Annotated in this window: 12 protein-coding genes and 1 pseudogene; 3 read left to right on the forward strand and 10 right to left on the reverse strand. The window is 68.8% G+C overall.

Going from position 1 to position 10,006, the window contains the following annotated elements; translation table 11 throughout:
* The 5 genes from ACHFFZ_RS13325 to ACHFFZ_RS13345 all read right to left on the reverse strand — a co-directional run.
* Positions 1–284: tRNA-guanine transglycosylase (locus ACHFFZ_RS13325; protein WP_394277089.1), on the reverse strand; the 284-nt coding region annotated here is incomplete at its 3' end.
* Positions 281–1,054 (reverse strand): 16S rRNA (uracil(1498)-N(3))-methyltransferase, encoded by a 774-nt coding sequence (locus ACHFFZ_RS13330; protein ID WP_394277090.1) that lies wholly within the window; start codon positions 1,052–1,054, stop codon positions 281–283. The genes ACHFFZ_RS13330 and ACHFFZ_RS13325, both read right to left, overlap by 4 nt.
* Positions 1,054–2,241 carry a molecular chaperone DnaJ gene (gene dnaJ, locus ACHFFZ_RS13335; RefSeq protein ID WP_394277091.1) on the reverse strand — a complete coding sequence of 396 codons (1,188 nt, stop codon included), beginning with the start codon at positions 2,239–2,241 and terminating at the stop codon, positions 1,054–1,056. The genes ACHFFZ_RS13330 and dnaJ overlap by 1 nt, the downstream gene beginning before the upstream one ends.
* 11 nt (positions 2,242–2,252) lie before the next feature.
* Positions 2,253–3,275 carry a heat-inducible transcriptional repressor HrcA gene (hrcA, locus tag ACHFFZ_RS13340; protein WP_394277100.1) on the reverse strand — a complete coding sequence of 341 codons (1,023 nt, stop codon included), beginning with the start codon at positions 3,273–3,275 and terminating at the stop codon, positions 2,253–2,255.
* A 102-nt stretch (positions 3,276–3,377) separates the two neighbouring features.
* A complete protein-coding gene (locus ACHFFZ_RS13345; protein WP_394277092.1) occupies positions 3,378–3,689 on the reverse strand; it encodes a hypothetical protein in 312 nt (103 codons plus the stop codon).
* A gap of 79 nt (positions 3,690–3,768) precedes the next feature.
* Between ACHFFZ_RS13345 and ACHFFZ_RS13350 the strand changes: the two genes are divergently transcribed.
* Positions 3,769–4,647, forward strand: a complete 879-nt coding sequence (locus tag ACHFFZ_RS13350) for an MBL fold metallo-hydrolase (protein ID WP_394277093.1) — start codon at positions 3,769–3,771, stop codon at positions 4,645–4,647.
* Between the two features lie 31 nt (positions 4,648–4,678).
* Here the strand turns inward: ACHFFZ_RS13350 and ACHFFZ_RS13355 are convergent, their stop codons facing one another.
* Both ACHFFZ_RS13355 and ACHFFZ_RS13360 read right to left on the reverse strand, forming a co-directional pair.
* Entirely contained in the window at positions 4,679–5,455 is a 777-nt protein-coding gene (locus tag ACHFFZ_RS13355; RefSeq protein ID WP_394277094.1) for an inositol monophosphatase family protein, read from the reverse strand.
* A gap of 37 nt (positions 5,456–5,492) precedes the next feature.
* Positions 5,493–6,341 (reverse strand): DUF3097 domain-containing protein, encoded by an 849-nt coding sequence (locus ACHFFZ_RS13360; RefSeq protein ID WP_394277095.1) that lies wholly within the window; start codon positions 6,339–6,341, stop codon positions 5,493–5,495.
* 93 nt (positions 6,342–6,434) lie between these two features.
* Between ACHFFZ_RS13360 and ACHFFZ_RS13365 the strand changes: the two genes are divergently transcribed.
* Complete coding sequence (locus ACHFFZ_RS13365) at positions 6,435–6,986, forward strand: hypothetical protein (RefSeq protein WP_394277096.1); 552 nt, start codon at positions 6,435–6,437, stop codon at positions 6,984–6,986.
* 88 nt (positions 6,987–7,074) lie between these two features.
* On the opposite strand, the gene ACHFFZ_RS13370 is transcribed toward ACHFFZ_RS13365, so the two are convergent.
* Positions 7,075–7,296: a hypothetical protein gene (locus ACHFFZ_RS13370; protein WP_394277097.1), complete on the reverse strand. Its 222-nt coding sequence runs from the start codon at positions 7,294–7,296 to the stop codon at positions 7,075–7,077.
* A gap of 84 nt (positions 7,297–7,380) precedes the next feature.
* Positions 7,381–8,364: an alpha/beta fold hydrolase gene (locus ACHFFZ_RS13375; RefSeq protein WP_394277098.1), complete on the reverse strand. Its 984-nt coding sequence runs from the start codon at positions 8,362–8,364 to the stop codon at positions 7,381–7,383.
* Between the two features lie 38 nt (positions 8,365–8,402).
* Here ACHFFZ_RS13375 and ACHFFZ_RS13380 point away from each other — a divergent pair, with 38 nt between their 5' ends.
* On the forward strand, positions 8,403–8,966 hold the full coding sequence (locus ACHFFZ_RS13380) for a TetR/AcrR family transcriptional regulator (protein WP_394277099.1): 564 nt from the start codon (positions 8,403–8,405) through the stop codon (positions 8,964–8,966).
* A 10-nt stretch (positions 8,967–8,976) separates the two neighbouring features.
* Here the strand turns inward: ACHFFZ_RS13380 and ACHFFZ_RS13385 are convergent.
* A pseudogene (locus ACHFFZ_RS13385) lies at positions 8,977–9,829 on the reverse strand (alpha/beta fold hydrolase).
* Positions 9,830–10,006: the final 177 nt, after the last annotated feature.

Raw genomic sequence — 10,006 nt, forward strand, 5'->3', positions numbered from 1 at the left:
CCCGAGTCGGTGAAGGTGGGGCCGTCCCAGTTCATGAAGCGGCCCAGCCCCCCTGCCTCGTCCACCAGGTCGCTGCCGGGCTGCAGATACAGGTGGTAGGCATTGGCCAGCACGGCCTGGGCGCCGAGCTCCTTGACGGCCTCGGGCAGCACGGCCTTGACCGTCGCCTTGGTTCCGACGGCGATGAAGGCAGGCGTCTGGATCTCGCCGTGCGGGGTGCTGATGGTGCCCGTGCGGCCGACGCCATTGGCCAGCGTGGTGCGCGGGGTGAAGGAGAAGCTCATCGGGACTCCCGGGTGGTCGAGGCCAGTAGTTGCAGCTGGGCCAGGCCGACGACCCCGGCCGTGGAGGTGCGCAGCACGCCATCGCTGACCAGCACTGGAACCGCCCCTGCCTCGCGGAAGGCGGCCAGCTCCTCGGGGCTGATGCCGCCCTCGGGTCCGACGATGAACAGCACCTCGGCGGGGCTGTCAGTGCTCCCGGCCGGGAGCTGGACCTCGCCGATGTGGGCGGTGGCCGACTCGTGCAGCACCAGCGCCAGGGGGGCCGACTCGATGCGCTGCACGAGCTGCTTGGTCGTCGCGTACCCGACCTCTGGGATGCGGTAGCGGCGCGACTGCTTGGTGGCTTCGCGGGCGGTGGAACCCCACTTGGCCAGGCCCTTGGCCTGCTTCTCAACGCTCCAGCGCACGATCGAGCGGGTGGCCTGCCAGGCCAGCACCTCGTCGACGCCCAGTTCGGTCATCGTCTCGACGGCCAGGTCGGAACGGTCGCCCTTCGCGAGGGCCTGGACCGCCACCCAGCGGTGGGACCGTTCGGGGGTGGTGAGGGTCTCGCCCACCTCCACGACGATCCCCTGCCGGGAGACCCCGACGACGGGTCCGCGCACGGCCCGGCCGTGGCCGTCGGCCAGCAGCACCGACTCCCCCAGCTCGATCCGCTTCACGACGGCCGCGTGGCGTCCCTCGTCGCCGGTGACCGCGATCCGGTCACCGGCGGTGGCCTCGGCGCCGTGGCCGGTGACCAGGGGCGCGAGGAAGAGGGCGTCGCTCATCAGCCGCCGAAGGCTTCCTTGAGACGGTCGAAGACCCCCTGCTTGCCCTTGTGCACATGAGCATTGACCTTGATCTCGCCGCGGGCCTGGGCCAGCTGGGCCAGCAGGTCCTTCTGGTGCGAGTCGAGCTTGGTGGGCGTCTGCACCACGAAGGTGATGCCCAGGTCGCCGCGTCCATTGCCGCGCAGGCGCGGGATACCCCGGCCGTCGACCTTCACCCGGGTGCCGCCCTGGGTGCCGGCGGGGATCTCGACGGTCAGTCGCTTGGCGTCCTCGTCGAAGTCCTCGCGCTCGGCCTCCAGGGTGTCGACGTCGACCGTCGTGCCCAGTGCCGCGGCCGTCATCGGGATGCGCAGCACCATCTCCAGGTTGTCGCCGTCACGCTGGAAGACCTCGTGGCTGTTGACGACCAGCTCGACGTAGAGGTCGCCGGCCGGACCGCCGCCGGGGCCGACCTCGCCCTCGCCCTCAAGGTGGATGCGGTTGCCGGTGCTCACGCCGGCGGGGATCTTGACGTTCAGGGTGCGACTGGAACGCACGCGTCCCTCGCCGGAGCACTCGCCGCAGGGGTGCGGGATGACCGTGCCGTAGCCGCGGCAGTTGGGGCAGGGCTGCGAGGTGCGGATGTCTCCCAGGAAGGAGCGCTGGATCTGCGTGATCTCTCCGTGGCCATTGCAGGTGGTGCAGGTCACTGGCTCGGAGTCGTCGGCGCAGCCGCTGCCGGTGCAGCGCGGGCAGACGACGGCCGTCTCCACCTTCAGCGGCTTGGTGACGCCGAAGGCGGCCTCGGCGAGGTCGAGCGACTGGCGCACCAGCGCGTCCTGGCCGCGACGGGTGCGCGAACGGGGGCCGCGCTGGGCCTGCTGGCCGAACATCGCGTCGACCAGGTTGGTGAAGTCGAAGCCGCCACCAAAACCGCCGCCCGGGAAGCCACCGAAACCGCCGGCACCGCCCATGCCGCCGAAGCCGCCACCCATCGGGTCGCCGCCACGGTCGAAGATGGCCTTCTTCTGCGGGTCGGAGAGCACCTCATAGGCCTCTTGCACCTGCTTGAACTTGTCGGCGGCATCCGGCTCGCTCGACACGTCCGGGTGCATCTTCATCGCCATGCGGCGGTAGGCCTTCTTGATCTGCTCGGGCGTCGCATCACGATCGACGCCGAGGATCTCGTAGTAGTCGGAACTCATGGGTGTGTCTGTCATCCTTCTGCCAGGAAGCGGCCAACGTAACGGGCCACGGCACGAACCGAGGCCATGGTCGAGGGGTAGTCCATGCGTGTGGGCCCGACGATCCCGAGCGATGCCCAGGACTCGTCCGGTGAACCATAGGTGCTGGCGACCAGTGAGGTCGACTGGAGGCGCTCGAAGGGGTTCTCCTGCCCGATGCGCACCGTGACGTCACCGGCGGCGGTGGCTGCCTCGCCCAGCAGGTGCAGCAGCACCACCTGCTCCTCGAGGGCCTCCAGCACCGGCTTGACGGTGGTCTCGAACTGGTCGCCGAAGCGGCTCAGGTTCGGCACACCGGCCACCGCGACCCGGGTCGACGGATCGTCGGCCAGCATCTCCAGCAGGGTGGCCACCACGACGCGCTCGCGCAGCCCCTGGGCGCCCGCAATCTCGTCCACCAGCAGCAGCGACAGCTGCTCGACGGCCCTGGCCGGGGTGAGCCCGACCGCGGCCTCGTTCAGCCGGGTGCGCAGCACGACCAGCGTCTCCTCCATGTGGTCCGGCAGCTCCACGGACCGCTGGTCGACGCGTCCGTTGGAGTTGATCAGGATCAGCAGGATCCGGTCGGCGTGCAGGCTGACCAGTTCGATGTGGCGCACCTGGGCACTGGCGCTGATCGGGTACTGGACGATGGCCACCTGGTGGGTGACCTGCGCCAGCAGCCGCACGGTGCGCATGACGATGTCGTCGAGGTCGACCGCGCCTTCCATGAAGGTGCGGATCGCCCTCTTCTCGGCGGCCGAGAGCGGCTTGACCGTCGCCAGGCGGTCGACGAACAGGCGATAGCCCTTGTCGGTGGGGATTCGTCCGGCGCTGGTGTGGGGCTGGGTGATGTAGCCCTCCTCCTCCAGCACCGCCATGTCATTGCGGACCGTCGCCGGGGAGACGCGCAGCTGGTGGCGCTCCACCAAGGCCTTCGAGCCGACGGGCTCCTTGCTGGAGACGTAGTCGGTGACGATGGCCTTGAGCACGTCCATCTTGCGGTCGTCCAGCATCATCCCTCCTCGCTCCGGCGGGCACCCGGCTGGCACTCACGCATTGCGAGTGCCAATATAGCGCGCCGCGACGGCGTGCTCCTGCGTCGTGCTGGCTGGCTCTCAGCCCTCATCGGTGAAGGAGACCGGCGTGCCGGTGCGGCGGGCGTAGTCGATCTCGGCGCGCGTCGAGTCGCCGATGTAGCCGCCGGGGTTGACCACCAGCACCCGGTCAGCGAGGTCGATCTTGTGCCGGTGCAACTCGTCCAGCGCCTGCTTCTGCTCGGCCGTCACCTCGAAGTCCGGCTCGGCGTGCACGAAGACGCCCGGGGCGACGACGATCGCGCCGGCCATGGTCAGGGCCCGGTTGGCCTGGTGCATCTGCTCGGCGAAGCGGGTGGATCCGCAGATGCAGACGACCTCGGGTCGAGCCATCAGGTGCTCCCTACTGCTGGTGGGCGTGCGGTCTTGGGGCCCACGCTACCGGCCATCTGACACCAGTAGGCTCGTGCGCATGCGTGAGTTCTCGATCGGTGAGTGGCAGCAGGTCCGCGACGGCATCTGGGTGGTGCAGTGCCAGCCGGCCAGTGTCAACGTCGGCCTGGTCGTCGGCCAGGAGGGCGTGCTGATGGTGGACACCGGTTCGTCGCCCGCGCAGGGCCGTGAGCTGGCCCGCCGCGCCCAGGAGCTGGTCGGCAGGCCGGTCACGCACGTCGTGGTCACCCACGCCCACTTCGACCACTTCTACGGGCTGGCGGGCATCGAGGACGTCGTCAGCATCGGCCACGAGAACCTGCTGCAGCACCTGGACGGCACCAATGATCCCGACGTCGACCCCGAGGTGATCCGTCGCGACCTCGGCTTCGACCCCTCGGAACTGGTCGGGCCCAGCGACCCGATGGTGCTGATCCGGGCCGTCGACCTGGGTGGGCGCACCGTCGAGATCGTGCACCTGGGCAATGGGCACAGCGACTCCGACCTGTTCGTGCTGGTGGCCGACCAGAAGGTGGTCTTCACCGGCGACATGGTCGAGACCAGCGGCGACCCCTTCGTCGGGCCCGACTCGCAGGTGGAGACCTGGCCCAAGGCCATCGACGGGGTCACCAGCAATGCCAGGCCCGAGACGCTCTTCGTCCCCGGACACGGCCCGGTGGTCGGTATCGACGAGGTGACCCAGCAGCGCGCCGCCGTCTCGATGCTCTGGTCGACCGCCGAGGACTGCATCAAGAAGGGCATGACCATCGACGACGTGGTCGCCGACCTCAACGGCCCGCGCGAGGTGGACTGGCCCTTCGCACCCCAGTCGGTTGCCAATGCGCTGCCGCACCTCTACCGGGCGCTGGAGGCCAAGGGCGTCACGAAGAGCCGGAACCTGCCGCTGCTCGGCCTCTGAGCATTCCAGGGACGGCGACGGCCGCGGCGGCTCAGGGCGCGCGCCACAGCCGCTGGACCTGCTCGGCCAGCTCGGGCGTCGCCGCGGCGACCAGGCCCGGCCCGTGCCAGGTGGCGGTGTAGGGCTGGGCGGCGAAGTTGCGGACCTCACCGCCCAGCTGGGTGGCCATCAGGGCGCCGGGCAGGTGGTCCCAGGGGTGCACGTTCTTGTAGACGAGGTAGTCCAGCCCGCCGGTCAGCAGGTTCGGGTAGTCGATGCCGCAGCACCAGGCCGACTCCACCACGGGCGCCAGTGCACCCTCGGCGTCGAAACCGTGCCGGGCCGCCTTGCTGGTGGCCCCCAGGGCGGGTCGCTCGGGAGCGCGACGCACCAGCGGTTCACCGTTGAGCTCCACGCCGGCACCCAGTTCGGCGACATAGGCCTTCTGGTGCTCGGGCTGCCAGATCCAGGCCCGCTGGGTGCTGCCGTCGACCAGCTCGGCGACCATCACGGCGTGGTCGGGGCTACCCTTGACGAAGTTGCGGGTGCCGTCGACGGGGTCGACGGTGAAGGCGCGTCCGGCGCCGCCCAGCGAGAACTCCAGCCGGGGGTCGGCGAAGCAGGCCTCCTCCCCCACCACTCGGGCGTCGGGGAACATCCGCAGCAGTTCACGCGTGAGCACCACCTCGGCCTCGCGGTCGGCGATGGTGACGTAGTCGCCGGGGTGCTTCTGCTCCACCTGCTCGTCGGCCAGGGCCCGGAAGCGGGGCGTGATCACCTCGGCCGCCACCTGCTGGATGAGTTCGAGGACGTCCTGCGTGCTGGCCATGGCTCCCAGCCTATGTGGTCACCGCAGGCGGCTGGGTTCAGAAGTCCTCGACGTGGTCCTGGGTGACGAAGTCGATGAGCTTCTCCACCTCGGTGTTGAAGGCCGGGTCGAGGTCGCGGAAGCTGTCGACCCGCTTCAGGATCGCCTGCCATGCCTGGGCGACGTCCTTCTGGTCCTTGTGCGGCAGGTTCAGCGCGGCCAGCGTGCCCTTCTTCCAGTCGACGTCCATCGGCACCTCGGGCCACTTCTTGATGCCGATGCGCTCGGGCTTGACCGCCTGCCACACGTCGATGAAGCGGTGGCCGCCGATCATCACATACTCGCCGTAGCCACCCCTGGCCACCTCGCGGGCGATGCGGGTCTCCTTCGAGCCGGTCACCAAGTGATCGACGAGCACGCCGAGGCGCCGTCCCTTCTCGGGCTTGAACTCGGCGACGATGCCCACCAGGTCGTCGATGCCGCCCAGGTATTCGACCACGACGCCGACATGGCGCAGGTCATCGCCCCAGACCTTCTCCACCAGTTCGGCGTCGTGACGGCCCTCGACGTAGATGCGGCTGGGGAGAGCCACCTTGGCCGTCGCCTTGGGGGCGACGCGCGAACCGGAGGCGGTGTATTTCTGCTCGGCAGCCCCGGTGCGCGGCGGGACGCACAGCCGCACCGACTGGCCCTCGACGAGGAATCCGGGCCCGACCGGGAAGGAGCGTCGCTTGAGCTTGTAGTTCTCCAGCACCACCACGCCGTTCTCCCACTTGACGATCTCGCCGGTGAAGCCGGTCGACGGCTCCTCGACGATCATCCCCAGCTCCATGGGCATGTCGATGGTCTGCTTCTGGCCGGCCTTCTGCCAGCCCGCGCTCAGGACGTCCTTGCTGTAGCGATCCACGTCGCACGAGGTTACCCGGGTGCCCTCAGATCCGCCCCGGGATGCACCTGCGCGTCGGACCCTGCAGCGACTCGGCACCGCTACATTCGCGCCATGGAAGCAGAGCACCTGCGTCTGGGGTGGTGCTTGGTGGCGCCCTCTCCGGCCGACGATCTGGCACCGAGTGCGACCCAGGGACTGTGGAGCGTCGCGGCAGACCTCAACGGCGTGCAGCCCGGCCCCGAGGAGTGGGACGGGTGGTACCTCGACCTGGACGCTGCTCGGCAGGCGCGCGCCGCGTCACCTGTTCCCGGGACCGTCGTCGTGGAGCTGGCGGTGGACGCGCGGGATGCTGCACGGCTCCTTCACGAGGCGCCACACGCCAATCGGTGGAGGCTCGACCTTCTGCGGGAACAGATCCCAAGCCCCAGCACGTCAGGGATTCTCGGTTATGAACCGGTCGGCGGTCAGGACTCCCTGCTCGAACACTCCTGGCACTGCTTCTCCTACCCGGACGAGCTCACTGCCCCTCCCCACACCGTGCCCGTCAACGAGCGCGGACTGCTGGACGACCACGCCGTGAGCGAGCGGGTCGTCACCCACTGCCAGACCGACCGGAAGCTCAACGGCGAATTGTGGGTTGGGCTTCGTCTTTGCTTGGTGTGACAGCCGTGCCACCACCGTGGACCAGCAATGATGTGACCACACATGACCATCGGCTCAGGGGAACGACCGTCCGGCGACAGCCCCGGGATCATCGCTCATTGATCTCCGCCCGGACGAGGTCGTCGCCCGCAAGAATGGTGTCGGCTGCCCCCAGGGTGATCTCCCACCTGACCGCGGCCTCATCCGCGGACATTCCTCGTCGCCGTGCGAGTCTCCCCATCGAGTGGCCGATGGCATTGGTCAACAGCAGTGCGCCGTAGGTGACCTTGGTCGCCACCAATAGCGGCGCCACCTCGAGACGACCCTTCATGATCGACACCGACGTCCTTCCCCTGGGATTGCGAGACATGCGGGCCAGGACGACATTCAAACACCTCTTGTCATTGCCAGCTGCTCAGCCAGCCGTCTGTGACCAGAAGTCGAGCAATTCGTCTCCGAGCGCATCCTTCTCCTCCATTGGAAGGGAGTGCCCCCTGCCGGGCCAGACCTTGACCGTCGCGTCGGGCAGCAGTGCTCGAATCCGCTCCGCGGCGCGCTCATGCCCGGAAAGTGTGGACGCCGCGCCCAGGTCGACGCGGACGGGCATCGCCAGCCGACTCCACTCGTCGTCCGTCAACCGCGGTGGCGTGGGCATCGCAGGCCGATAGCCACTGCTGGCGGCGTCGATCATCTCCGACATGGGCGTTCGCTGGCGGACCTCCTCGACACTCGTGCCACCGATCCGGGCCAGGGCGTGGTCTCGCCAGGATTGCGGGGTGGGCAGGGCCAGCACACCCGACCAGAGCAGGACCGTCGCCGACGGTCGTTGGATCACCAGGACTGGCTCCAGCAGCGCCAGTGAAGCGACCTGTTCGGGATACCGGGTGGCCACGACGGCGGCCGTCGCTGCTCCGAAGCTGTGCCCCACGAGGTGCGCTCGGTGAATGTCCAGCGCGGCGATCACCTCCGAGACCCATTGGGCCTGGTCGTCCGGGCCAGACATCGGCACTGTCTGGGCAGACATCCCGGCGTCGCCCACAGGATCGAGGGCATGGATGGTGCGTGTTCCGATCCAGCTGGGCAGGTTGTCTGCCCACATGGGGATTCCTGAGCTGTGCCCTGGGAGCAGGACCACCGGGCTACCCGGCTGCCCCCCAACCCACGTCACCACGCGGACGAGACCAAAACTGGTGACGACGGATCGTTCGTGGTCGGGGCGCGGGAGCCGCGACATCACCGCGTCACGCGCCGTCCCATACCGAGCCTGGTCCTCCATGGTTCGCCAGTGACCCACCTGCGGGTCTCTGCGCACCAGGTCGACGAGCTGCCCCGTCGCCAGAGCACAGACGGTGACGACGCAGAGCCACTTCGCGAACCGACCAATACGGATGTATTGCATGTCGCTGACAATACATCCGTATTGATAGGGTGCCAAGGGTGTCGACCGAGAAGCAGAACGAGATCCTGCAGGCCGTCTGGAGCGTCATTGCGCGCGAAGGCCTGGCGGCCGTCAGCGTGCGGTCGGTGGCGGCGGCCGCGGGGGTGTCCCCCGGACGGGTCCAGCACTACTTCCCCACCAAGCAGGACCTGGTCCGCAGCAGTGTGTCGGCCATGCTCGCGGGCGCGGCACGCACCACCCCCGAGGCGCTCGGGGATCCCGGCGAACCCGTGACCCTGTGGGCCCTCCTGACGCACGCGATCTCCCCCGCCGCCAGCCGCCGGCCGGGAACCAGCATCTACTTCTCCTATGTGGCCGCCAGCGTCACGGACCCGTGGATCGCGGAAGCCCTCACAGAGGTTCGACGAGGCGTCCAGACTGAGGTGGGACAGTGCCTTCGGGCACAGGGAGTCACCATCGAAGACATTGACGGCGCGGCCCTGGACCTCACCCTGATGGCCGAGGGCGCAACCCAGGCCGTCTTCGTCGGGTGGTGCACGTCCGAGGAGGCCCTGGCCCGAATCAGGCACGCCCTCGCACGGCTCGGAGTCATCATTTCCTGACGCCCGACTGTCAGCCCGACTCCCCGGCGCGTAGGTCGCAGGCCCGCAGGATCTCGTCCGCCACGAGCTGCGGTTGCGTGAACAACACGTAGTGGCCGGAATCAGGCGCCTCGACCAGGCGCCACCCGGGGTTTGCTGCGACGGATCGCTGGTGGGCTCCAAGGAGGTCGCGACGCGCTGAGCCGACAGCTGGTTTGGTGCCCGAGATGAGCACGGTGGGGACGGTCGCAGACCGTGTGCCCGCGCGGAGCTGCAGCAGCCCCGCGCGGATCCGACGACTCTCTTTCGCGCAGGCACGTAATGCGGATGTGCTGGCGGAGGCACTGATCAGGGCCTCAAGTTCGTCTGCGGCCAGGACGGGCCCCAACCCCTTCCGCAACCCGGCCTTGACGAGCTTGGCCCGAACACGTGATGGGAACATCACGGCATGGACCCACTCCAAGGCCCGGGTACGGCGGGTGAAGTAGGCCTCGGTCCGCTCGTCTGACGGATCCACGAGCACCAGCAAGGACACGACTCCAGCGGGCATGAGCTCCACCGCTCGACGCCACGATTGGCCCGCCCCAGCTGTGGCCCACGAGGACCACGTCTCGCACCCCTTGGGCCTCGATCACGCACGCCAGGTCGGCAGCCAGGGCGTCGAGGGTTCGGGCGCCAACGCCCGGCGTGCTCGCGCCGTAGCCGGCACGGTCGTAGGCCACAGCCCTGACTCGACCGTCCAGCAGGTTCGCCACCGGCGCCCAGCACAGTCCGCTGAACCCCAGTCCTGACTCGAAGACGACCACCCTCGCGCCGCTGCCCCAGGTGTGGGTGGCAAGGCTTCTGCCGTCAGGCGTCTGCACGGTCTGGTGGTCTGGCTCCATTCCCGTGAGCCTAGCCCGGAGATTTCACGGGGGTGGCTGGACGTGAAGGAGGGAAGTGCCCGCTGACCTGCGAAGATACCGATTGTCTAGGTCTGTATCAGCGTGGTTGAAGGAGCACTTCCCAGGTGAACAAGCGTAGCGGGATGTATCCGCGTCTCCGAGTCGACTCCGCTGCGG

The sequence above is a fragment of the Luteococcus sp. genome (assembly GCF_043424415.1).
In the GTDB taxonomy this organism is placed as follows: Bacteria; Actinomycetota; Actinomycetes; order Propionibacteriales; family Propionibacteriaceae; genus Luteococcus.